Origin of the sequence: Flexithrix dorotheae DSM 6795 (assembly GCF_000379765.1) — a bacterium.
Lineage (GTDB): Bacteria > Bacteroidota > Bacteroidia > Cytophagales > Flammeovirgaceae > Flexithrix > Flexithrix dorotheae.
This window is the reverse complement of sequence record NZ_KB903430.1, coordinates 30,155-53,469: the sequence shown is the minus strand read 5'-3', so window position 1 is coordinate 53,469 and position 23,315 is coordinate 30,155. Positions and strand designations below refer to the sequence as shown.

The window sequence follows — 23,315 nt, the reverse complement described above, 5'->3', positions numbered from 1 at the left end:
TGATAGTCAAATTAATGAATTATATATTCTCAACTTATGGTTTTGGGAAAGAGGAAATATATTTAATTTGGATTAAGAGGTTGTTTGGGTGTGATTTATAGGATTTTTTTGTTCGTTTTTTAAATCAAACCAACTTATTTCTTTATAATTATTTTTAGGGGTTAACTTTGTTCTGATGAATATTGATATTTTTTCCGGGAGGCTTGTAAAGATAGCCTTTTTATCATTTTTAATTAGTCTGTTTATTTTCAGGGATTCTTTTTCAGAAAAATTGTTATTGGATTATGTCCTGGATTCTGAAAATGAAATAACAACAGAATGGCTGGTTTATGATAATAATGATAATCTTTATGTCCCTTACCTGCCAGAAATCCACCAAAACATCAAAAGTGTTTCCTTAATAGTAAGTCAGAATAAATTTCGGGAAAAGAAATTTACAATTAAAGCATCAGAAGATTATAATGTTTTTTTAAACAACAAATTACACCATCAAATTTTTTCAGGACAATCCATTATCAACCTTGATAGCTTGTTTAAACACATTGAGGAGGAGGAATTATTATTGACTTTATACAATGAAAGTGGTATTGATAAACTACCCTATGTAAATGTTATTGAGGAAAATAAACTAGACCAAAAGACCGAACCAGGTAAATCCTTAAAAAGGAAAGATCATAGTTACTTAAGGGATTTGACCGTGCTCTTTTTGATTCTGTTCCTATTTATTTTTGGGTCTATTTACCAGAGAAAAAATCCACTGAATGATTTTCTGTCTACCGATAGCATCATTTCTGATTTGCAAAAGCGGCAGCTGAATGATTCAAAAATTAGTTTAAATACATTTGTGGTATTTGTAATTTACTGCTCCCTAATATTCCCAATTGTAATTTTTGTATTGGGGGAAAGGTTTGATATCCCCATATTGAATTACCTTTCTTCTTATTTAAAACAGGGGTTTTTTAGTATGGATGCCGCTTTAGGTTTTTTGTACCTGTTTTTTTTAGCAGTGATATTTTTCCTGATAAAGTTTATCATTACTCTGGCCCTCGGGACTGTGTATAAAATTAGAAACAATGTCAATATACATCTGATGGAATATATAAAAGTAACTGGGTTACTTTTTAGTTTTATGCTGTTTTTTAGTTTTTTATTGATTTTATATTCAGGAAATATTACAAATAACCTTATCAAATACTTTTTACTTCTATTGATCTGTGTATACTTTTTATTTTTGGGTATCCGCCTGAATAAGTTATTTGTATTTAATAAATTCTATTTAATTTCATATTTTTGCATCACTGAATTCATACCAATATTCTTATCTTTAAAATTTTTCATAAAATTTTGAAAAGTTAACTCAAAAATTCTTTGATTATATATGGGAAAATCAATTCAAAAAAATCAGCAAGGGGCAAGATTAAAGGAGGTAAAGTCCATTTTAGTTTCCCAACCTAAGCCATCAGATCCAAATTCACCATTTTACAGTTTAGCGCAAAAGTATAATCTGCAAATTGATTTCAGGCCTTTTATAGAAGTTGAACCTGTAGATGTTAAGGAGTTTAGAAAACAGAAAATAAATATCCTTGATCATACGGCAGTAATTTTCACTAGCAGAAATGCTATTGACCATTTTTTTACGATTTGCAAACAATTAAAAATTGAGATGCCAAGTGAGATGAAATATTTTTGTATTTCAGAGCAAACCTCACATTACTTACAGAAGTATATTGTAATAAGGAAAAGGAAGATTTTTACAGGCAAAAAAACTGCTAAAGACCTATTGGAGGTAATAAAGAAGCATAAAGACGAAAGGTTTTTATTCCCTTGTTCAAATATAAGGAAAGGGGATATTCCTGACTTTTTGGAAGAAAATGGATATAGTTTCACTGAGGGTACAATTTACAAAACGGTAGCAAGTGACCTTTCAGATTTAGCAGATGTAAATTATGATATTATAGCTTTTTTCAGCCCTTCTGGGATTAATTCCTTGTTTGCGAATTTTCCGGAATTTAAGCAGAATAACACCAGAATTGCTGCTTTTGGTCCAACAACATCGAAAGCGGTAAGGGATAATAACCTAAATTTGGATATTGAAGCTCCATTACCCAATGCCCCATCAATGACCGGTGCGATTGAACTTTACATAAAAAAGGCTAATAATATAGGTTGAATTTTTTTTATACTACAACTTTTTTTATTTACCATGTATCCAAAAGGTACATGGTATTTTTTTTATATCTTTAATTATAAATAATAAATTTAATATTAAGGATTTTAAGTATAATTAAACTTTTCCAGTAAAGTTCTATTTCTATATAAATAATTGTTATTTACACATGAAAAGATTTTTAACGCTTTTATTTTTTTCCCTACCATTTTTTGCTTTTTCTCAACAAGATGCACAGTTCAGCCAGTATATGTTTAATCAATTATACTACAATCCTGCAGTCGCAGGAGTTGATCCTAATCAAATTGAGTTTTTGCTTATTCATCGATCACAATGGTTAGGTTATGATGGGACCTTTGATAATGGAGGTGCTCCAACTACTCAAATGGCAAGTGTCAATATGCCCTTGAGTAAATATAATCTGGGATTAGGTTTGCATTTTGTTAATGACCAATTGGGACCCGTTACAAACCAAGAAGTACAACTTTCCCTGGGTTATCATATTGACATAAAGAAGGGCTCTATTTCATTTGGCTTAAGAGGAGGAATGTATAATCATTCTATGGATTTTGATAAGTATAGGCCTGTAGATAATGATGATCCATTGATTAGCCAACAAGGAAAACAAAGCCAGTTTACCGGAGATTTTGCAGCTGGAATTTATTATAAATCGAACAGAGATAAATACTTTTTAGGTGTAAGTGTAAACCATTTAAATAAATCTGAGTTCAATTATGGCACGGATATTTCTTATAATATTTTGGAGAATCATTATTCTGTAATGGGGGGGGTAAATGTTGATTTATCAAGATCAGTTGTTTTATCTCCATCAGCAATTTTAAAAACAGATTTGAATACCTATTCTATTGAAGCAAGTTTAATAAGTACGTTCAATAAAAAATTCTATGTGGGGTTATCAATGAGGGAACTTGAATCAGCAATAATTCTCACAGGTATTAAATTGTTGCCAGATAAAAGTTTGAAATTAGGATATGCCTTTGATTATACCATAGAGGCCAAAAATGCCAAAGAAACTACTTCACATGAATTAATGTTGACCTATAGAATACCAGCAATTCAAATATTTGAACCTGCTATTATTAGGACACCAAGATATAGATATTAATTTTAAAATTTGGTTTTGTTTTTGAGTTATTAATTAAAATTATTTTATTCACTTAATGGAGTTTCTTATAATAAAACTTTACAACTAAAGTTAGGTTAAAAGAGCTTAAAAACTTCACATTAGAATTGGAGCTAAATCAAAAAATTGTCATGAATAAATTTTGTAATTCTAGATCATTAATCTTTTTATACTTCTGCATTTTAGCTACGTTGCAAAGTTGTTTTTTTGGTGGGAATAGAGGAGATCAGGGAGAGCTTGTGGGGGTTCCTGATAGAGAAAGTTTTGAACAAACAATTCCATATGGAATGACATTTGTACCATCAGGTACATTTCATATGGGGCAAGCAGATGAGGATATTACTTCTTCGAAAATCAATTTAAATAAGCAAATTACTATTGGTGGTTTTTTCATGGATGATACTGAAATTACTAATAATGAGTATAGGCAGTTTATTAATTTCATGCTTGATGGTTCAGATACAAGTGCTGATTGGACAGAACCAGATATCATGGCTAGTTTATACCCTGATACTACAGTTTGGGAAAAAGATTTTACATATCATATGGGAGATCCGATGGTAAGGTATTATTACATGCACCCTGCATTTGATGATTACCCTGTTGTAGGAGTTAATTGGTTAGCTGCAAAAGAATTTTGCGAATGGAGAACCCAATATTTAAATGACTTTAGAGAATCTGTAGGTCAGTTTCCAATGCCAAACTTTAGATTGCCATCTGAGGCAGAATGGGAGTATGCGGCTAGAGGAGGGTTAGATATGGCAAAATATCCTTGGGGTGGACCTTATGTGCGAAATGGTAAAGGATGCTCCTTAGCTAACTTTAAACCAGGAAGAGGGAATTATTATGATGACGGTTTCCAATATACAGCACCAACTGCATCATATTTTGCGAACGGATATGGTTTGTATGATATGTCTGGAAATGTTTCAGAATGGTGTGAGGATGCTTTTCACCCAGCCAGTTATCCAATAGTTTGGGATTTGAACCCCACCTATTTTGATGAATTAGAAGAAAGAAAAGTGATAAGAGGTGGTTCGTGGAAAGATATTTCTTTTTACATAGAAACAGGGACAAGAAGCTATGAATATAGAGATACTGCAAGATCATACATTGGGTTTAGATGTGCAATGACACATTTGGGAAGGTCTTCTGGATTAGAATTTTAAAATTTGAAATTATTTTTAGTTATATAAAACGTTTAGATAATTAACCTAAAGCAAAATAGAAACATGAGTAAAAAGCAAGAAACTAAATTAGAATATGCCTACAGAGTTGTAATTCCAAAGGTAACAAGTGTTGGAGCAGCCCTTGTTGTAGTAGGAGCTTTATTTAAAATTATGCACTGGCCTGGAGCCGGTGAAATGTTAACTGTAGGATTGTTGACAGAAGCTGCTATTTTCCTAATGGGAGCTTTTCAGCCTGCACCTCCACCAGAAGCTCATTACGAATGGGAAAAAGTTTATCCTGAACTAAGTGAAGGACAACCAGGAAATTTACCTGCCAAAAGGGACACTGGAAAAGGAAGTGCTGCTCTTGTAGGTATTGATAAAATGTTATCTGAGGCTAATTTAAATGCTGAAGTATTTAAGAATTTTGGTTCTGGAATGAGAAGCTTAAATGAGTCTGTTTCTCAAATGAAAGACTTGAGTAATGTAGCGCTTGCTTCTGATGGTTATGCTAGAAGTTTACAGTTAGCTACAAAAAGTATGGCTGATTTAAATAAGGCCTATTCAAGTACAGTTAGTGCGATGTCTGAAATGTCAGAGTCAACTAAAGATGCAAAAGAATACCATTCTCAGATCCAGGTTATTACCAAAAATTTAGGTGCACTGAATGCTGTATACGAAATGGAGCTGAAAGATGCTAATAGTCACCTGAAAGCTATGAATAAATTTTATGGCAATTTAACAACTGCTATGGACAGTATGGCTGATGCTAGTAAGGAGTCAAAACAATTTAAGGATCAAATGTCTCAACTTACTACTAACCTTTCCTCATTGAACCAGGTTTATGGTAATATGTTAACTGCAATGAAAGGGTAATCTAATTCATTTTTCATTTAATTAAGAAAAACAGAATATGGCAGGAGGAGCAAAAGAGTCCCCAAGACAGAAAATGATCGGGATGATGTATTTAGTCTTGACAGCATTGTTAGCATTACAGGTAAGTAATACGGTTCTACAAAAATTTATTTTTATAGATTTAAGTCTTAGACAATCAGTAAATGCCACCTTAGGTCAAAATGGAGCGAGACTCCAGGCTATTCAGGATCAGGTAGAGAAAAAAGGAAATAAGGCCAGGGATAAAAAAGTTCTTGAAAACGCGAAAAAGGCCAGGGAGTTGACCAATGAAATGATGAATTTCATTGAGGAAATGCGAGAAAATATAATTACTAAGACTGGAGGGATAACTGATGATGGTCAATTGGCAGGAGCTAAAGATTATGACAAGCAAATGAATTATACTTTAGGGCCTGAAGGAAAGAAAAACGGTGCAGCATATGTTTTGGAAGGAAAGTTAAATAAGTATGTAGAGGATATAAATACTTTACATGATTCTCTTAGTTTTTCATCTATAGCGCTTCCTGCATCTCAAATTGATATCTTTAAAAATGATAAAGATCAAAAGAATAAGGATTTTGCTGAGTTGAATTTTGATCATACCCCAACTGTTGCTTGTATGGCAATTTTAAGCCAGTTTAAAACTCAGGTTGCAAATGTCGAGGCTAAGGCTTTGGAGGAATTGGCTAAAGATGTTGGTGCTGAAGAATTGAGATTCGATAAAATTATCCCTGTGGTAAGTCCAAATTCCAGAGTCGTAGCTGCTGGTACAAAATATACAGCAGAGATGTTTATTGCAGCTTCTTCTTCAACTACAAAACCTTCCATGAAATATAATGGAAAGCCTGTAAAAGTTGAAGATGGAAAAGGAATAATCGAGTTTGTTGCTAACGCGAGCAGTTATGATAAGGAGAACCAATCCAAACAAACCTGGAAAGGAGAAATTACATTTACTACTCCATTTGGTGATACAACTTTAAAAATTGAAGAGGAGTTTATTGTAGCAAAACCAGTTGTGCAAGTACAATCAGGCTCTGTTTCTGCTTTATACTTAAACTGTGGAAATGTTCTTCAAATTAATGTTCCGGCATTAGGTACTGATTATAACCCTTCTTTTACAGCAAGTGGTGCTGATGTTGTTAAAGGTTCAAAAAAGGGAATGGTCACTGTAATACCTAAACAAGGTAAGGTTGGTTTAAATGTATTTAGTAATGGTAATAAATTGAGTACTGAAAACTTTAGTGTAAAGAAAGTTCCAAAACCAACTATTACAATTACAAGCAGAGGAAAAAAAGTTGACTTGAAAAATGGATTATCTGTATCTCAGTTTCCAAGGTCTTTAGAAGCAAATGCAGTTGCAGAACCAAGTTTTGCAGAATTTTTACCTAAGGATGCAAGATATAGGGTGACAGGTTGGGAAATTACTTTGGCCAGAGGCAAAAGAGCTTTAGGAAGTAAGAAGGAATCTTCACCGAAAGTTAATTTAACCGACTTAGCAAGTAAGGCACGGCCTGGAGACAGAATTGTAATCGAGATTAAAAAAGTACAACGTAAAAACTTTAGAGATCAAATGGAAGGTGTAGCAGGTGTTTCTGAGATTTTTACTATCCCACTTAATTAACAAGAATTAAATGAAAGCTAGTTATTTTATTTTTGGAGTAATTTTGTTTATTGGATTTTCTTTCGAAAATTCTTACGGACAAGCTGAATTTGGATTTGATGATAAAGATGCATTTAGTCCACACTCAATGCGGCCGATTCGTAAAGCTGATGTGATGTATAACAATAGTGTTTGGATCAGGATGGATTTGCGAGAAAAACAAAATGAACCATTTTTTGCAACAAATAGTGAAATTACAAAAATCATTATTGATGCTGTAAAAGCAGGGGTCTTAAGACCGTATAAGAATGATTCTTTGGTCACAAGAATGTCTATTCAGGAATTTAATGATAACATAAAAATTCCTGGTGCCGATGAAGGATTAGCTGATGATGATTTAGCTTCTGGATTTGGAGGAGATGATTGGGGTAGCGGTGGAGATGATTGGGGCAGCGGAGATGACTGGGGTGATGAAGGTGGTACTGAGGAAGATGCAGGTCCAGATGAATTCTTTGCAAAGGATATTTATGTGATTGAGTTGAAAGAGCATAGATTGTTTGATAGGAAAAGAAGTAGGATGTATTATGACATACAATCCATTAAATTGATTATTCCTGGAGAGTTATATCCAACTGGTATCGATAAGGAACTTGCGACCTTTAGCTACAAAGAGCTAGTATCGAACGTGTTTTTGGATAATCCTGCTGCAGTTTGGTATAATGCAAAAAATACTGCTGAAAATAAAAACTTAGCTGATGCATTTGAGTTGAGGCAATTTACGGGTAAAATTGTAAAGTATTCTAATCCAAAGGACAATGTGATAGATGATATTTACAAAGGAAATCTAAAATTAGGTCTTGCGAAATCACAGGAATATGAGCATAGATTGCTTGAGTATGAATCAGATTTATGGTCAAACTAATTGTTAAGCCACTATTTCTTAATAAATTAATAATTGGGTCTCTTTTCTTTTATTGAAGAGAGACCTTTTTTAGTGATCTGCAGCCGCTGCTCTTTTTAACCTATCATTTATGGCAAGTCCTAACCCTTCTTCTGGAAAGTATTCTGTTAATATTACTTCGGGGTTCAATTGATCCAATGCTCTAAGAGCAGTGAACAAGTTTTTCCCGGCTTCGTTCAGGTCCATTTTTGGGGATAATACAAATTGAAGGTCTTTAGGAATTTGATCGTAAGATTTAAAAAAGGATAAAATTCCAATGGTTTTATTATGATATTTTTTCATCATTAAATCAATATCACCAATTTCAATCCTATTCCTTGGAGAATAATGCTTTTTTAACATTCCTGGGGCATCTGGGTTTGAGTTAGAGTTTGAATTAATTGAAACAGGGCCAATAACATTTTCAATTTGTTCAATGCTTAAGCCTCCTTTTCTAAAAATCGTGGGTTTATTATTTGGAAATCCTATAATAGTTGATTCTATGCCAATATTACAATTTCCTCCATCAAGAATATATGGGATTTTGTCCCCAAGTTGATCAGATACATGAAAAGGGGTGGTTGGACTTATGTATCCGAAAGGGTTTGCACTAGGAGCTGCTAAAGGAAATTCTAACTTACTTAAAAGTTTTAAACTTATTGGATGATTAGGAATTCGGATTGCCACTGTTGTTAAACCACTACTAACCAAATCTGGCACATTGTTTTTTTTGGGTAATACTAAGGTCAAGGACCCTGGCCAAAATGTATCCGCCAAGGAAAGGGCTTGATCCGGAATATCAGAAACGATTTGTTTTACTTTGTCCAAGGAATCTGTATGTAAAATAAGAGGATCAAAAAAAGGTCTATTCTTTACCTTAAAAATTTCTAGTAATGCCTCCTCATTGAATCCATTACCCGCTAAACCATAAACTGTTTCAGTAGGTATCGCAACTAACTTGCCCTCTCTTAACAAATTTTCCGCTTTTGCTAAATCCTTACCTATCATTCTTTTTTAATTTAATATAAAATCCATTCGAATAAGAAATTGGGATAGAATGCTGATTTTTAATGGTAGATGGAGTTAGTTTATTGGAAACAAACCTGCTTCTTATCCCATTGCAAAGGTAGTGGTATACACATAATTATTCAAAAAGCAATCCCCTGGGATTTATTTTCATAGGTAAAGATAAAAGCCATTTAGTAGCTCTATTGTTTCTCTTGAATAGGTATTTCCAGTGTTTTTGATGTATATATCTTTCAATTTAGTTCGGTATTCTTTTTTTGATAATATAAAAATCACTCTATTCGCCACTTTATTTGGATTAGGGTAAATATCTACAATCCCGACTAATTTTAATTTTGTTTCTTCTACTTCCTGTAATAATAAATTGGATTCAATTTTTGGAAGGAGAATGTAGAAAATACCCTTCTCTGATATTAAGTTCTGGCCAATTTTAAGTAATTCTGTGTAACTTAATTTGTCGGTATGACGAGCAAGTAATCTTTTTTTATTAGGAGGTTTAAAAGAGTTATTGAAAAATGGTGGGTTTGAAATAATTAGCTCATACTTTTTAGTGGAATGAATTTTTGAATAATTCTGGATCGAGCTATGGAACAAGGATATGTTGTTTGCCCATTTACTATGATGAAAATTGATTTTGGACTGATCATAAGCTGCTTTATCCAACTCAACTGCATCTATTTGAGAATTAAAATATTGTGCCATCATTAAGGCAAGAAGGCCACTCCCTGTTCCAATATCCAGAATCCTATTAGGTTGGAAGTCGATTTGTGTCTTAAAATGATGACCTGCAAAGGCTCCAAAAACACAAGCATCTGTAGTGATTTTCATTCCACAATTCCCCTGTTCTACTCGGAATTGTTTAAATTCAAAATAATCGTTTGGCAAATTCTAATCGTGGTCTGGGTATACTAAATTAATCTCCTTTCTAATATTGTCTAGTACTCTAATTAGCTTTTGGCTATCAGAATGAGTAAGCAAATCGCTTTCTGTTTTTCCCTCTCTAAGGCATTTTACAACTTCTTCTATTTCATATTCATACCCGTTTCTTCCATTATAGTCGAAATCAATATTTTCGAAATTTGTTCTGTCTGCAAAAAGAGAAATATTAGTGGGACAGTGCCACTCTCCATTTAGTCTAATTCTTTTTTTAGAGCCGAAAATGTTGGCTTCAACTGAGTTGTTTGAAACAATTGAGGAAGTTAGGGTCGCCCTTTTTCCACTGCTATATTCTAATAATACTGAAAGTTGTTCATCCACTCCTGTATCCCCAATTTTGGCTGAAGCAATGATTTTTTTTGGCTCACCCAAAAAATGAGTAGCAAAAAATACAGGATAGATGCCTACATCCAGTAGAGATCCTCCTCCGAGGGATTTATTGAAAAGCCGATGCTCCGGATTAAAGTTTGCCCGAAAGCCAAAATCTGCCTGAATTGAAATTATTTCTCCTATTTCTCCATTTGTAACAAGTTCCTTTGCCTTCAAAAATGATGGGATAAATCTTGTCCAGAAAGCTTCCATTAAAAATGTTTTATGCTTTTTGGATGATGATATCATTTTTTGTACTTCCTTGGCATTCATGGCAAAGGGTTTTTCACAGAGCACAGCTTTTTTATTTTCCAGGCATTGTATGGTGTTCTCACAATGACTTGTATGTGGTGTGGCAATATAAATGGCATCTATATCCGGTGATTGAATTAATTCCTGATAAGAGCCAAATACATGTTCTGAAGGAAATCCCTCAGCAAAGGCTTTTGCTTTATCAAGGCTTCTTGATCCTACTCCAGCCAAACGGGCACCATTTGCCTTTTCTAATGCTTCTGCAAATTTTTTTGCAATTCTACCCAGCCCTAATATCCCAAATCTGATTTCTTTTTCCATTACCAAAATATTAATTGTGTAAATTTTTCATAAAACTATGAATGAATTTTTGAAGATGTCATCTTTTGGTCGATCAATTTTCTACTTAAATAATCAAATCTGTAAACTAATAATATTGCTGCAATTCCCAACCCAAGGCAGAAACCTACCCAAATTCCGGCTTCTCCTAATGAAGTATAAAATGCAAGGTAATACCCTGAAGGCAGGGAAATCACCCAATAGGCTATAAAAGCAATAAGGGTAGGGGCTTTAACGTCTGCCAGCCCCCTCAAAGCTCCCATGGAAGTGAGTTGAATACCATCAAAAACCTGAAATATAGCTGCAAAAATTAATAAATTTGCAGCCACCTGGATGACCTTAATATCAGGTGAAAACCCTAAAGGAATTATATTTCTTCCCAAAAAGAAAATCACTCCAAATCCCGCCATAATTAGGATAACAATAAAATATGAGGATAAACCTATTTTCCTTAATTTGATGAAATTATTTTCCCCAAACTGATTACTAATCCGTATGGTTGTGGCTGAGCCAATACCTCCAACCGCCATAAAAGTAAAAGATGCCAGGCTTAAGACTACCTGATGGGCTGCCAATTCTATTTTACCAATTTGCCCCATAAAAATAGTTCCTATGGTAAATGCTCCCGCTTCCATTAATATTTGAAGGCCCATGGGTATTCCAAGTCTGGCCAGTCCAAAGATTTCTTTTAACTGAAGAGGTATTTGCCAAAATCCTGTGGTATAGGCATTAAATCGCTTGCTTAATAAAACATAAATGGCAAACCCAACTCCCTGATATATTCTGGAAATTAAGGTAGCCCATCCGGCACCCAATAATCCCATTGGTTCAATACCCAATTTGCCAAAGATCAGGATATAATTAAGGCCAATATTTAATAAATTACTTGAAATCGTAAAAACCATTGCTGGTTTGGTGCTTGCAACTCCTTCTGTAAACTGTTTAAAAGTAAAAAAAAGCATCATTGGGGCCATGGAAGCACTAATAATGAAAAAATAAGGCTTGGATAGTGCCACCACATCCTCTGGCTGACCCATGTAAGGCATCAGATAGGAAAAAAAATATAGAATAACAGTAAGAAATAAACTGAGAAACAAATTTGTGAAAAGGCCATTTTTGAGTAAAATACTTGTCCGGTTTAAGTCTTTCCTGCCAAGAGAAGCTCCTACCAGTGGAGTTAATCCAAATGCAAAACCCATCCCAAAAACCATCACATTTACAAATACCCCATTGGCAAATGAAGAGGCTGCCAGAGAAGTCGTATTCACATGGCCTACCATCATATTATCCACAATCCCTGTAAGCATCTGGCCTGCCTGAGAAAGAATAATTGGCAGTGCTAACCTTAATGTCGTTGAATAATCTGTAAAGTTCTTCTTAAAACTCATAGGTTGATCTTTCTGTTTCTCTCAGTATTTGCAAAAAAAAGGATTTTGAATCCTGACAAATCTGGAGGTGCAAAAGAACAGAAAATCTTTGGTGAGAAACAGGTTTTGCTATAAAATAAACCAAATGAATTTTTACCTGTAAAAATAAAGCTGTTTTCGAATAACTTGAGAGATGATTCCGATAGCAATAAGTAAAATCCCAAAAACGGCCACAACCACTATTCCCTCATAGGAGGAATTATTTTGTTTAAGATAAATGCCGAAATAGGCCCAAATCACGACCAAGCCATAAAAAATATCTTGTCTTTTAAACATCATAATAAGGGAAAGAATAATACCAGCTAAGATAAGTGCCTGAGCCCATTGGGGTTCACTGATTCCAAATCCCGTAAAATTTATATTGACCAGAAGTGCAGTGACATTGGCAATTGTGGCTATTGAAATCCAACCCAGGTAAATGCTAAATGGAACTTTAGTCCAAAAGATTTTTCCGAGGTTTTCCTTTTCTTTTTTCTTATGATGAAGACTCCTGTAAATTTGAATCAAAGAAAACAGCAACAAGATCATTATTGTCAGGGAAATGGCTACCTGTTCATAATGCCACGCTAATATCCATGAACTATTAGCCAGGCAACTCACTAAAAACCAGCTACTTATTTTTGATAAAAAATCATCATGATATTTAGAAGAAAAAGCACTAACAAGCTGGAAAACAACAAAGCCTGCTAGTAGAATATAAATCAAGCCCCAAATAGAAAAAGTAACTCCTGCAGGCACAAAAAGATTGGGATATTGATCCGATAACTCACCGGTTGTTTTATTATTTATGGGTAAAATATTAGCTAAGGCATTTATTATGATGACCATCAAAAATCCGACAACATTTAGAATCGCTAAAAATTTATGATTTTTTCGAACAGGCATTTTTTTAGGTTTTAATTTGATTGATTTTTAGGGATTATTTCGCACAATGACAAAATAAAAATCTGTCATTTTAAAATTTATAACCAGAATTCAAAAATCTTGTTCTGAAAAAATAAAAAACACACAGTATGTTAATATACTGTGTGTTTTCAAATTTAATTAGGTTATGATATTACCGGAAAGTGCAAATTGAATGAAAATGGAAAAACTAATTAGTTTTTCCTAATATCAGATTCGCCCAGTATAATTCCCTTTTTTAATTTGGCGGTACCTTCATAGCGAATGTCTACCTCTCCAAAGGATGTAACCTTTACTTTTTCAGAAGAATTAAATGCAAGACGCCCCTCTCCGTAGGATTTAACCTTGGTTTTTTGAGATAGTAAATTCTCTGTTTTTACTATATTTTCCCCAAAAGATTTATATACCTGTTTATATGCATTTCCTGATTCAATTCTAAGTCTGTTTTCTCCTTTTAGGTTGGCCTTTAGTTTGGTAGTCTCTACAAATGCCAGTTTAACTTCCCCCTCTCCGTAAACTTTCACTACAAATTTTTTAGCTTCAATTAGAGTTTTACAAACTGCTTTTTCTTCCCCTCTAAATTCTAATTTTCTGAGCGTTTTGTAGGTGACATAAGCAGTTACTGATACGCCCTCATAAATATTCATTTTTTGTTTCCAGCCCCCATTTTTTATCTTTTTGTTTTTAGGGAAAACTTTTGCTCCATCAAGATATATTCGTAACCGCTTTCCTTTAATTTCAAATTTGATCTTTTCCTCCTTGATTCCAATCGATTCGAACCTGATAGCTTCTTTATTACCCTTTTCCAAAACAAGATTGATATTCGGGCTTACAAGAATTTTTTCAAATAAAGGTAGTTCCTGAGATTGGGAAAGTCCGTTTAGAACAAAAAGGAAACTAAGTGAAAGAGAAATTAAGGCAGATTTTTTTATTAATTGAAAAGTCATTGTTAAAAGTTTAAACCAGTAAAAAAATGGCATATTGAAAAATTATTTAACCATTGTCTGAAAATAAAGAAGAGATTTTCAGGTAAAGGTTGCATAAACTGCAAATTATTTTGATACCTTGCTAAAGTGACATGAAAAACCTTAAAATAGTTACCGGGTATTTACTGAAATAAAAGTGTTTTTTAAAAATGCTGATCATAAAAAAAGAGGCATATTTTTTAAATGTGCCTCTCCTTTTTATACTTTAAGTTAAAAATTAACCTCCGGTCTCTAAACCAGGATTCACTAAAGTTTCACTTGCAGGAAGTGGAACATAATATTTGATAGGTCCTAATGGTTGAAGATCGTCCGGATCTTTTTTAGCAGTGACTTCTTCCACCATTTCCAGCCTGGTAAGATCAAACCATCTTACGTACTCAGCAGCAAATTCCCAGGCCTTTTCCTGAATGAGTTGTTTTTGGGTAATTTCTGTATAATCCACAGAAGGATCTGGCGTATTTATTGGCAATCCGTAAGCCCTTCTTACAATTTTATTTACAGCTTCCAGAGCAGAAGCATCTTTGGTGTTTCCAGTAGCCATTATCTGGGCTTCAGCAAATACAAAATAAACCTCAGCCATTCTTTCCAAAGGAAGAGAAAGCGCATTTTCCCAACTTGCCCTGTCTCCTTGTATTTTCTTAAAATAAGGTCTGGCTGATAAAAATTCCTGCCAGGGAGTACCATCCTCTAATTCAGTTTGAAACGTTATATCTTTTCTTAACTGCTCCGGGAATTCATTAAAAAAGGTGATTTCTGACATATAATCGTCCCATGCACCTTCATCACTTGGTCTGGCAGCATTCCCATATATAGAATTATTTAAAAACCACTGCGTACCGGCAAAATTGAGTGCAAACACTTCTTCTTTATTTCCATCATTATTAGAAGTAGCAGTTGGCCATAAATCTGCAAAATTATCCATTAAGCCAAAATTATAGGTGGCTTCATTATCAATAACCTCTTTTGCCAGTTGAGCAGCAATAGCATATTTATCGGTCTGTTTCAAAGGCCATCCTGCCATATGTAAATAAACTTCTGCTAACATAGCTTTGGCAGTTCCTCTACTAGCTCTTCCCGGTTCAGGTTTAGTATCTCCCATTAATTTGATAGCCTCTTCCAAATCACTTACAATCTGGTTATAAATGGTTTGCTCATCACTTGATTTTATACTTAAAATTTCCTCGTTGTAAACATGTGAATTAAGTACCAAAGGGGCTTTTCCCCATAATCTGACTATCCAGAAATACATATAGGCTCGCATAAAATGTGCTTCACCACCAATATGATTGATAACTGCCTGATCGCCAGTTGCTCCTGCATAATTTGCTATAATGTTATTACTTCCCTGAATAGATTTATAGGCACCACTCCAGATAAATGGAAGTCTGCCATTTTGTTGAGAAACTTTAAATTGATCAAATTCTCTAAAAGGAGCTTTATTACTGGCTTTATGAGTAGTTAAATCATCACTTCCCATCAGAATAGCAAGCGTTGCAGCCGTTCCAAAACCCTGAATCCATGTTTGAGTGAGGGGCGAGTAAACACCCACTAATGCAGCAGTTAAACCATTTTCATTGCTTAAGGCATCTCCTTCTGGTGTTAATTGAGCAGAAAGATCTTCTTCCAGAAAGTCGCTACATGAAAGGAGAGAAAATGTTAAAATTAATATTATAGATATATATTTCATTGTCATTTTATTTTAAGTTGGATAATTGTGGTAGCCTCTATTAACTTTTGCCACAATCATCTGGTTTTAAGAATAATAACTATCAGAATTTTAGAAAATAAAGTTTACACCAAAAGTCCACGATTTAGAATTTGGATAAGAACCTGCATCTCCACCACTTGAATCTCCCAATCCGTTATTAGAATATGCTTCGGGATCTAGTCCTTTATAGTCAGTAATTGTCCATACATTAGTACCACTGATCAAAAATTGAGCACCTACTCCTTTAATCACATCTTTTGGCAAACTATAAGTCAAACTGATATTTTTCAACCTAATAAAATCACCTTTTTCAACAAATCTGGTTGATTGTATTTCATCTACTGTGGTACTGCTAAAATGAGGAATATCGCTTCCTTCATTCGTTCCTGCTACCCAGCGGTTAAGCACATCTGAATGAACCGCCTCTCGGGCATCAGCGTTCGGCATTACTCCTGTGGCATATCCAAAGTTCCATTTGTCATATCCTCCCATACCCATAAAGAAAAGGTTTAAAGAAAAATTCTTGTATTCAAATGTATTATTCCAACCCAAAATAGTCTCAGGGGTTCCAGTACCTATTATTTTATAATCATCACCTCCAATTGTTCCATCATCATTTAAATCTTCGTATCTGGAATCTCCGGGTACATTACCATATCGTGAGGCTTCAGTTTCTTCTCCTGTCTTCCATGTGCCCAGATAGTTAAGGCCCCAATAGCTTGAAAGTGGATAACCTGGCTTTAGGACATTTTCAGGAACATTTGTTAAACCTGCTCCCACATCACTACTAAAAAATATGGCTTCCTGATCCCCAATATCAACAATCTCATTCTTAAGAAATGAAGCATTAAAAGTAGTATACCATCGGAAATTATCATTGTCTATTACTGTACTGGTAATGCCCAATTCAAATCCAGTATTTTTAATTTCTCCTATATTTTTAAGGATATTTCCACCACCTGCATATTTTGGCAGAGGATTGCTTAATAGTAAATCGGTTGTACTTTTATCAAAATAATCCAGAGTAATGCCTAATCTGCCATCAAAAACTTGCATGTCCAAACCGATATTCCATTGGGCAGTTGTTTCCCACTTCAAATCAGCATTTCCAGGATTACCAATTACCACTCCTGCCAGCTCAGTTCCATTATTAAATGAGGCCGCAGCATCTGTTGCATTAGTATTATAGGTTGTAACTGTTCCAAATACACCAATGGCCTGACTACCGGTTTCTCCCCAGCTACCTCTTAATTTTAAGTCATCAAAAAATCCACCTGATAAAAATGCCTCTTCAGACAATCTCCAGCCTAAAGCAATGGATGGAAAAGTACTATACTGATTACTTCCTCTAAACTTAGATGAGCCGTCAGACCTGATAGAAGCCGTTACTAAATACTTATCCATCAATTCATAATTTACTCTACCAATATAAGAGCGAATAGTTTGTTTCTCTCGGTAAGCGGATGAAGTGGAAGAATTTGCTAAGGTGATATTATCATATTTTAAGGCTGGATAAAACAAACCACTGGCTACTGTACCAAACTGATCCATTTGTCTTAGCTGATGTTCCAATACCGCAGTAGCAGTCACCTTATGTATACTGGCAAATCTTTTGGAATAAGTAAGGTTATTGGTGTTTTGTAAAAATATCCTCTCTGTAGATTGCCTTTGTGCTCTTGGATTATTTGAAAGACTATTTTTTTCAAATAATTTATATTGTTGATTTGAATAATTTAATCCAAAGCCAATGTCCAGTGATAATCCGTCAATAAATTCATATTTTAAAGAACCATTGGTAATAAATGAATTGATTTCATCAATATGATCATTTTGGGCATTTTCAATTGGATTCCCAAAGATTGCTGAAATAGGATCTGTAACGGTGAGGTTTCCATTAGCATCTCTTGCAGGAGTGGTAGGAGCCCAGGTTAATGGACCGGCAAGTGCGCTACTGGTATTTCCTCCTCCTCCTACATTGTTTGTTTCACGTCTATTAAAATTCATTTTAATATTGGCTGTGAGTTTTTCCGAAAGGTTGGCATTAATATTTGACCTTAAGGCGTACCTTTTGTAATTGGAGTTAATCGCAATACCTTCCTGCGATAAGTAGTTTCCTGAGATAAAATAGGATACCGCCTCTGTTCCACCAGAATAATCCAATTGATATTCTTGTCCGGTTCCTGTCCTGAATAATTCATTTTGCCAGTCTGTTCCACCATTTTGTTTATAACCTGCAATTTCTTCATCTGTAAACTTAGGGTTAGTACCTAAAGCTGCAGCTCTAAGGTTTACAGTCTCAGCAAATGTACCAGCATCCATCAAATCCCATTCATTAATTAATTTTGATGTAGAAAACCGAGCCGTGAAAGATAATTTAGGTTTCCCTTTAACACCTGATTTTGTAGTAATTAAAACCACCCCATTTGATCCCCTGCTTCCATATACTGCAGTGGCTGATGCATCTTTTAATATCTGAATAGTTTCAATATCTGTTGGATTTACATCTCTAAAGTCTGCACCTACAAATCCGTCAATTACATACAAAGGATCATTATTTCCATTAATTGAATTGGCTCCTCTAATTCTAATTGAAACAGTACCCCCTGGAGCACCAGAGCTATTTGTTACCACTACTCCGGGACTTCTCCCTTGCAATACCTGGTCAACCCTTGTAACTGGCTGAGCTTCAAAATCTTCAGTGCTCACAGTGCCAATAGCACCCGTCACATCTTTTTTCTCCTGGGTTCCGTATCCTACTACTACAACTTCCTCTAATGTTTCAAGGTCTGCTTCTAACTGAACGTTGATCACCGATTGTGAACCAACTTCAACTTCCTGATCTACAAATCCAATATAACTGAAAACAAGGGTAGCTCCCTCATTAACATTCAGACTGTAATTACCATTAAAATCTGTGGTAGTACCTGTGGAAGTTCCTTTTATCAGGATACTTACCCCTGGAAGTACTTCTCCATCATCGGCAGTTACACTTCCTTTGACCAGGGTTTGTCGGATGTTTTCGTCAATTAGCTCTGTAACCTTCCCTTTAAACCGATGTTTTTGGATATAAATAGTTTCGTTTACCCTTTTAAATTGCAGCTTTTTCTTGTGTGCAATGTACCTAAGAACATCAGCTAGAGATTCATTTCTGGAAGAAAGACTGATTTTTTCCTTATCATTTAAAAATGCGTGGTCATAAGCGAATTCAAAAGAAGTCTGATCCTGGATCTTGTTAAAAACTTCCCTTAGTTCGGCATTTGAAGCATGTACGCTAACCGTAATTTCGTCCATGGTTTTCTTTTGGGCCTCCGTTGGGGAGGCAAGAAGCACGGTGAGCGCAAAACATTGCAGGACTATGCCTGCCAAACCATATAAAGACATAATAAATAGTTTGTAAACTAATTTCAATTTCATATTTTTAGATGTTTTTGTTGAATTAATTTTCTTCAATTACAATCAACCTGAGTACTTTGCTAGTCGCAGCCAAACGAAAATTGCAAAGTATTAAGGATTTTGCTTTGGGGGGCTATCTGTAATATTTATGGATAGCCTCTTTTTTTAATTTTAAAGTGTTTAATCTAACTCGAATTCATAATTTTTCATTTTTAGTTATTTTTTGAGATGATGAAAACTTTATTGTTTTTTTTATCAATTTCAAAATCAATATTTGAAGCATAACTGATGCCCTCTAATACTTCAATTAGGCTTTTATCCTTAAATTTGCCACTGAATTTTCTGGCAACTTTTAAGTCAGGATCAATTTCAAAGTCATAGCCAAACCAGCAGCTCAATTTCTTGGAAATTTCCTCCAGTCCTGCAGATTCCAATACCAGAATATTATCCTTCCACCCAAGAATTGTTTCAAAATCATAATTGCCCTTAACGACCCCATCCTGATCGAAAGATACATATTCAAATGGTAGTAAAGTTACTTCAGTGGCAGAAATCTTATCTTCCACAGCAACTTTTCCGGTAACAACAGCTACTTGTACAGACTGGTTATTATTTTGGTAATCTATATTAAATGAAGTCCCCAGCACTTTTGTGGAGATATCTCCGGTTTTAACAATAAAGGGCCTGGGCGATTCAAATCGAGTAACCTGGAAAAAGGCTTCTCCTTCCAACGCAATTTCTCTGGTATTTCCAAACTTTTCAGGAAAGGTAATCTTGCTTTCTGAATTTAACTTAACGGTTGAGCCATCTGCTAATTTCAAATTGAGTTTTTCTCCCTTTTGAGTTTCCTTGGTTATCCAGACTATTTCTTTATTTACCGGAGCCATGTTCATTCTTATATAAAAAAAGAGGAACACTCCCACCAAAATGAGTGGTAAAAGTACAGCTGCATATTTGCTTATCCTTGCAGAAAATGCTGATTGATTTATGTTTTTTACTTTGTTATTTTCTTTTTTTGAATCCCTTAAAATGTTTTCATAAAGGTTTTTCCTTCTTCCTTCGCTCACATTATGGGTTTGAAAATTTAAACTCAAAATGAAATCTTTAGCAGTTGCCAGTTCTTCAGTTTTTTCAGGATGATTTTTTAACCAGCTTTCCCAATAGAAATCTTTCTCCGGAGTAGGGTTAACTACCCAGCTTTTAAATCTTTCATCCTTTATTAAATCTGTAATATCAAACTTTGAATAATCCATAAATAAAACTGACTAAAAAATGTTGCAGTTGAGTCTTGTAATTTAATAGAGACGGCTATCCAAACAAACGGCACCAGTTTTCTGTGATTTTTTTCAAGGAAATAGAATAATCACTTCTAGTTGGGAGATAAAAGGTTAAATATGGTCTATCCCCTGAATAAATGCAGTAGCGCCTTTTCCGGCTATTAGTAAAGAAAACAACAACCAGTCAGGAATATAATTAGAATTTTCCCTTAGTCGTTTTAATGATTTATAAATAAGGTTTCTCGCCATTTTAGCCGAAGATAAACCCATTACTTCAGCTACCTCATCATAGGATAAATCAGCATAAAAAAAATGATAAATTGCCTCCTTCTCCCTTGGAGAAAGTTCATTAAGCACTTTTACAATATATCTTTTTTGTTCTTCCTGAATTTGAGAATGAACAAATGCATTCTCATCGTTAATGGCAAGCTGGAAACATTCCTGATTGAGACTTTCGTAATAGAAAATACGACTGGATTTATTGAGCTGTCTGAAAATTTTTCTACGATAGGATTTTAATAAGTAAGCTTTAATGGAAATTACCTGGCCAAGCTTTTTCCGGTTCTTTCTGATTTCAATAAAAAGGTCCTGAAGTGCGTCCTCCAGTAAAAGATTATCTCTGGTTATTTGCAAACCGAAATTTATAAGGATATCAAAATTTTGCTCATATATATAAGCAAATGCTCCCTCATGCCCTTCGGAAAAGGCATTCCAAATCTCTGCATCTTTTTTCCCCCAGAAAAAATGTCTGAATTTATTCTGGTTTAGATGCGCATCATTTTCATATTTTTTACCTTGCTTTAAGATATCCATCGGCACTTTGAAAAGTTGTATTCCAAAAAATCTTATAATAAAAAAGTCAGGTGGTTCACAATTTAAGGAAATACTTCCATATCAAAAACTTTTCTAAAGAAAATTTAAAATACAACTTTTCATCATACTCAAAATGAAAATATCATTCACTACTTAATGTAGGCAGATCTTCCGAAATTATTTTAATAAATTCATCTAAATGATTTTTGTAAACTCCTCTTGGATTTACATTATATTTTTTACAAATGTAAGCTGCATATCCAACCGCTTCTCCCATCATTCCACAAGTTTTCATAACCCTTGTACTACCAAAAGCTACGTGAGTAGTACTGATATCTCTTCCCGCCATAAATAAGTTTCCAATATTTCTGGAATAGAGACATCTGTAGGGAATGGTGTAGGGTTTTACCCTAATGTGTTTGGTGGAGGCAAAGAACTCCTCTCCATTAAAATATTTTGAATTCTCTTTGTTTGGGAAATGCAAATCAATTGTCCAGGTGGCTGTTACGCACCCATCAGGATACATTTTTCCTTCTTCTATGTCCATCTGGGTAAGAATATGATCTCCCAAGATTCTTCTTGATTCTCTTTTTCCACCAATGTAGGCCATCCAGGCGAGCTCTCTTTTGGCATATTTTTCAGGTTTATTTTTTTTGAGATATGACCAGTTGCCATAAATCGCTCTGAAGTTATGATCCCTGATTTGCTCGGCTTCCGTGATTGTATTGAAATTGCCAAAACCGGTTTCCCATTGCCAATCCGACTTTGGTTCATCAATATGGTATTCATCTGAAAATTGGAGCGCCCATGGAACTTCCGGGAAATGGGAAACTGTATCTCTTTCTAAAGATGCCCACAAATTGGAGGTGCCTAAAGTAAAATCATCGGCATTTTCTGGGGCATATGATTCTCCTGTTTCTGCTTTGCTTTCTCTGCCCATTCTAAAATCAGCTCCGGCAAGGTATCCGATTGTGCCATCACCAGTACAGTCGGCAAATGTTTTTCCTTCAAATCTAAATTCCTGATTGGTGGCAATATCTCTACCAATTACAGCAACAATATTATTACCTTCTTTTTCTACTGCGCAGGCATGTGTATTGAGAAAAAGGGAAAGATTTTTTTCTGCTTTTACCACTTCCAGTTTTCGCATATCCCCATATTCCTTTGCTTCGGGGTTACCATTGCCTGGGTCACCATTATCCAGTTCTCTTACAATTCTTCCTAATTTAGTATAATGGTTTTGATCAATTCTACCCATTAAGTGCACCCTAACCTCAGAGCTGTTATTTCCACCCAATACAGGCCTGTTTTGAATTAAAGCAACTTTTAGCCCTAGTCGAGAAGCTGAAATCGCAGCACAAGTACCGGCCATTCCTCCACCAATTACCACCAAATCATATTTTCCAGCCTCTTTAGGTGCATCTGTTAACCCTAACATTTCTCGTCTGAATTTCAATAATTCATCATTTCCCTGTGGAGGAGTAAATTTTTTCGATTTTGTAATAAGAATTGCATCACACCTTCCTTCAAATCCGGTAAGGTCGTTAAGCGTAAGTGAAATTTCTTCCTTATCTGTCTCAAATTCGCCTCCACTGTACCAAAGCCATTGGTCATTGCCACTTTCTCCAAAAATGATATCCATGGGTTTGTCATCAATAATCACCTTGAATTTTCCCGGACCTTTGGGATAAGGGGCCCAGTCCTTAGTTCTTACCCAAAAATAATATTTTCCAACTTTTGGGAGACTTACTTTTGTGCTTGCATTTTTTACCGGTTTTCCCAAGCCGTGAGCCAACAAATATGAAGAACCGATTACATCAAAAGATTGCTGGTCAATTACCCAGCCTCCCTTTTCTTCAAAAGATTCAGTTTCAATAAAAATATGGTCTTGACCAAATGCTATGGAGGACAAGAATATAAGAAGTATAAGAAGAATCTGTTTTTTCATGATCATAAGTAAAGGTTTATAGAA

General features: G+C 34.7%; 18 protein-coding genes. 7 read left to right on the top strand and 11 right to left on the bottom strand.

Annotation, left to right across the window (positions count from 1 at the left end):
• The first annotated feature begins 175 nt into the window (after positions 1-175).
• The 7 genes from A3EM_RS0100215 (at position 176) to porN (ending at position 7,896) form a co-directional block, all read left to right on the top strand.
• Positions 176-1,348 carry a DUF4271 domain-containing protein gene (locus A3EM_RS0100215; protein ID WP_020526137.1) on the top strand — a complete coding sequence of 391 codons (1,173 nt, stop codon included), beginning with the start codon at positions 176-178 and terminating at the stop codon, positions 1,346-1,348.
• Positions 1,349-1,378: 30 nt separating this feature from the next.
• Positions 1,379-2,170: a uroporphyrinogen-III synthase gene (locus A3EM_RS0100210; RefSeq protein WP_020526136.1), complete on the top strand. Its 792-nt coding sequence runs from the start codon at positions 1,379-1,381 to the stop codon at positions 2,168-2,170.
• A gap of 166 nt (positions 2,171-2,336) precedes the next feature.
• Complete coding sequence (locus tag A3EM_RS0100205; protein ID WP_020526135.1) at positions 2,337-3,293, top strand: PorP/SprF family type IX secretion system membrane protein; 957 nt, start codon at positions 2,337-2,339, stop codon at positions 3,291-3,293.
• A 149-nt stretch (positions 3,294-3,442) separates the two neighbouring features.
• A complete protein-coding gene (porK, locus tag A3EM_RS0100200; protein WP_026210007.1) occupies positions 3,443-4,480 on the top strand; it encodes a T9SS ring complex lipoprotein PorK/GldK in 1,038 nt (345 codons plus the stop codon).
• Positions 4,481-4,543: 63 nt separating this feature from the next.
• Positions 4,544-5,356: a type IX secretion system motor protein PorL/GldL gene (gene porL / locus A3EM_RS0100195; protein ID WP_020526133.1), complete on the top strand. Its 813-nt coding sequence runs from the start codon at positions 4,544-4,546 to the stop codon at positions 5,354-5,356.
• 37 nt (positions 5,357-5,393) lie between these two features.
• A complete protein-coding gene (gene porM / locus A3EM_RS0100190; protein ID WP_020526132.1) occupies positions 5,394-6,995 on the top strand; it encodes a type IX secretion system motor protein PorM/GldM in 1,602 nt (533 codons plus the stop codon).
• 10 nt (positions 6,996-7,005) lie between these two features.
• Positions 7,006-7,896 carry a type IX secretion system ring subunit PorN/GldN gene (gene porN, locus A3EM_RS41080; RefSeq protein WP_020526131.1) on the top strand — a complete coding sequence of 297 codons (891 nt, stop codon included), beginning with the start codon at positions 7,006-7,008 and terminating at the stop codon, positions 7,894-7,896.
• A gap of 69 nt (positions 7,897-7,965) precedes the next feature.
• On the opposite strand, the gene A3EM_RS0100180 is transcribed toward porN, so the two are convergent.
• The 11 genes from A3EM_RS0100180 to A3EM_RS0100130 form a co-directional block, all read right to left on the bottom strand.
• A complete protein-coding gene (locus A3EM_RS0100180; RefSeq protein WP_020526130.1) occupies positions 7,966-8,922 on the bottom strand; it encodes an L-threonylcarbamoyladenylate synthase in 957 nt (318 codons plus the stop codon).
• A gap of 168 nt (positions 8,923-9,090) precedes the next feature.
• A complete protein-coding gene (locus tag A3EM_RS41075) occupies positions 9,091-9,768 on the bottom strand; it encodes a tRNA1(Val) (adenine(37)-N6)-methyltransferase (protein WP_157637685.1) in 678 nt (225 codons plus the stop codon).
• Positions 9,769-9,828: 60 nt separating this feature from the next.
• The gene (locus A3EM_RS0100170) at positions 9,829-10,818 is read right to left on the bottom strand and encodes a Gfo/Idh/MocA family protein (protein WP_020526128.1); all 990 of its coding nucleotides are present in this window, start codon (positions 10,816-10,818) and stop codon (positions 9,829-9,831) included.
• A 35-nt stretch (positions 10,819-10,853) separates the two neighbouring features.
• The gene (locus A3EM_RS0100165) at positions 10,854-12,224 is read right to left on the bottom strand and encodes an MATE family efflux transporter (protein ID WP_020526127.1); all 1,371 of its coding nucleotides are present in this window, start codon (positions 12,222-12,224) and stop codon (positions 10,854-10,856) included.
• A gap of 132 nt (positions 12,225-12,356) precedes the next feature.
• Positions 12,357-13,148, bottom strand: a complete 792-nt coding sequence (locus tag A3EM_RS47385) for a hypothetical protein (RefSeq protein ID WP_026210006.1) — start codon at positions 13,146-13,148, stop codon at positions 12,357-12,359.
• Positions 13,149-13,360: 212 nt separating this feature from the next.
• Positions 13,361-14,113 (bottom strand): GIN domain-containing protein, encoded by a 753-nt coding sequence (locus tag A3EM_RS0100155; protein ID WP_157637684.1) that lies wholly within the window; start codon positions 14,111-14,113, stop codon positions 13,361-13,363.
• A 256-nt stretch (positions 14,114-14,369) separates the two neighbouring features.
• Positions 14,370-15,839 carry a RagB/SusD family nutrient uptake outer membrane protein gene (locus A3EM_RS0100150; protein WP_020526124.1) on the bottom strand — a complete coding sequence of 490 codons (1,470 nt, stop codon included), beginning with the start codon at positions 15,837-15,839 and terminating at the stop codon, positions 14,370-14,372.
• A gap of 90 nt (positions 15,840-15,929) precedes the next feature.
• Positions 15,930-19,274 carry a TonB-dependent receptor gene (locus A3EM_RS41070; protein WP_083925144.1) on the bottom strand — a complete coding sequence of 1,115 codons (3,345 nt, stop codon included), beginning with the start codon at positions 19,272-19,274 and terminating at the stop codon, positions 15,930-15,932.
• A 191-nt stretch (positions 19,275-19,465) separates the two neighbouring features.
• On the bottom strand, positions 19,466-20,506 hold the full coding sequence (locus A3EM_RS0100140) for a FecR family protein (protein WP_020526122.1): 1,041 nt from the start codon (positions 20,504-20,506) through the stop codon (positions 19,466-19,468).
• Positions 20,507-20,641: 135 nt separating this feature from the next.
• Positions 20,642-21,343 carry an RNA polymerase sigma factor gene (locus tag A3EM_RS41065; protein WP_020526121.1) on the bottom strand — a complete coding sequence of 234 codons (702 nt, stop codon included), beginning with the start codon at positions 21,341-21,343 and terminating at the stop codon, positions 20,642-20,644.
• A gap of 142 nt (positions 21,344-21,485) precedes the next feature.
• Positions 21,486-23,291, bottom strand: coding sequence for an FAD-dependent oxidoreductase (locus A3EM_RS0100130; protein WP_020526120.1), 1,806 nt, complete (start codon positions 23,289-23,291; stop codon positions 21,486-21,488).
• Positions 23,292-23,315: the final 24 nt, after the last annotated feature.

What these genes read in the sequence shown, in the direction of transcription:
- A3EM_RS0100215 (WP_020526137.1), top strand. Translation starts at nt 176, where the DNA reads ATGAATATTGATATTTTTTCCGGGAGGCTTGTAAAGATAGCCTTTTTA.
- A3EM_RS0100210 (WP_020526136.1), top strand. Translation starts at nt 1,379, where the DNA reads ATGGGAAAATCAATTCAAAAAAATCAGCAAGGGGCAAGATTAAAGGAG.
- A3EM_RS0100205 (WP_020526135.1), top strand. Translation starts at nt 2,337, where the DNA reads ATGAAAAGATTTTTAACGCTTTTATTTTTTTCCCTACCATTTTTTGCT.
- porK (WP_026210007.1), top strand. Translation starts at nt 3,443, where the DNA reads ATGAATAAATTTTGTAATTCTAGATCATTAATCTTTTTATACTTCTGC.
- porL (WP_020526133.1), top strand. Translation starts at nt 4,544, where the DNA reads ATGAGTAAAAAGCAAGAAACTAAATTAGAATATGCCTACAGAGTTGTA.
- porM (WP_020526132.1), top strand. Translation starts at nt 5,394, where the DNA reads ATGGCAGGAGGAGCAAAAGAGTCCCCAAGACAGAAAATGATCGGGATG.
- porN (WP_020526131.1), top strand. Translation starts at nt 7,006, where the DNA reads ATGAAAGCTAGTTATTTTATTTTTGGAGTAATTTTGTTTATTGGATTT.
- A3EM_RS0100180 (WP_020526130.1), bottom strand. Translation starts at nt 8,922, where the DNA reads ATGATAGGTAAGGATTTAGCAAAAGCGGAAAATTTGTTAAGAGAGGGC.
- A3EM_RS41075 (WP_157637685.1), bottom strand. Translation starts at nt 9,768, where the DNA reads ATGAAAATCACTACAGATGCTTGTGTTTTTGGAGCCTTTGCAGGTCAT.
- A3EM_RS0100170 (WP_020526128.1), bottom strand. Translation starts at nt 10,818, where the DNA reads ATGGAAAAAGAAATCAGATTTGGGATATTAGGGCTGGGTAGAATTGCA.
- A3EM_RS0100165 (WP_020526127.1), bottom strand. Translation starts at nt 12,224, where the DNA reads ATGAGTTTTAAGAAGAACTTTACAGATTATTCAACGACATTAAGGTTA.
- A3EM_RS47385 (WP_026210006.1), bottom strand. Translation starts at nt 13,148, where the DNA reads ATGCCTGTTCGAAAAAATCATAAATTTTTAGCGATTCTAAATGTTGTC.
- A3EM_RS0100155 (WP_157637684.1), bottom strand. Translation starts at nt 14,113, where the DNA reads ATGACTTTTCAATTAATAAAAAAATCTGCCTTAATTTCTCTTTCACTT.
- A3EM_RS0100150 (WP_020526124.1), bottom strand. Translation starts at nt 15,839, where the DNA reads ATGAAATATATATCTATAATATTAATTTTAACATTTTCTCTCCTTTCA.
- A3EM_RS41070 (WP_083925144.1), bottom strand. Translation starts at nt 19,274, where the DNA reads ATGAAATTGAAATTAGTTTACAAACTATTTATTATGTCTTTATATGGT.
- A3EM_RS0100140 (WP_020526122.1), bottom strand. Translation starts at nt 20,506, where the DNA reads ATGGATTATTCAAAGTTTGATATTACAGATTTAATAAAGGATGAAAGA.
- A3EM_RS41065 (WP_020526121.1), bottom strand. Translation starts at nt 21,343, where the DNA reads ATGGATATCTTAAAGCAAGGTAAAAAATATGAAAATGATGCGCATCTA.
- A3EM_RS0100130 (WP_020526120.1), bottom strand. Translation starts at nt 23,291, where the DNA reads ATGAAAAAACAGATTCTTCTTATACTTCTTATATTCTTGTCCTCCATA.